Source organism: Chryseobacterium sp. DT-167, assembly GCF_058310155.1.
The window spans coordinates 1-550 of the sequence record NZ_JBZEEQ010000119.1; the positions used below are offsets into that span (position 1 = coordinate 1).

1 protein-coding gene is annotated in these 550 nt (G+C 69.1%); it reads right to left on the reverse strand.

Features of this window, described 5'->3' with window-relative positions; genetic code table 11:
- Positions 1-550, reverse strand: a 550-nt coding sequence (locus AC4FQ5_RS20070) for a collagen-binding domain-containing protein (protein WP_491146471.1), incomplete at both ends; no start/stop codon positions are given.

Sequence of the window (550 nt, forward strand, 5' to 3'; positions counted from 1 at the left end):
GCACGGGGACCGGGTCCACGACGGCGGTCCCGTGGGTGAAGTCCGCAGCGATCACGTTTCCCTCGATGTTCTGCGTGACCTGCCACTCGACGTCGGCCGACGGAGCGTAGAGCGTTCCCTCGATCGAGTCGCCGCCCGTGACGGTCACGGTCGTGGCGTCGGGGAAGTTCCAGAGCAGGTACGGAGCCGCCGCGTTGCTGATGCCGGCGAGGTTCGGCACGGTTCCGTTGAAATCGGATCCCACCACGTTCACGACGAGCGGGGCAGAGGCGGTAGGCGCGCCCGTGAAGGTGATCTCCACGAGGTTCGCGAGATCGGCCGTCGAGATGCTCACGACGTTGGTGACGTCGTCCGCGATCGAGACTCGCGCGCGCGAGCCGGGGGCGACGGGGCCGGCGAACGGTTCGCCCTCCGCGTCGCGGAGGACGACGTTGTCGACGCACGCCCCGAGTTCGGCCGCCGTGTCGCGATACATTTCGAAGGCCGCGGGGATGTCGATGAGACTCGACGGCACGGGCGCCGAGACGGATCCGGGCTCCTGCGGGACCGT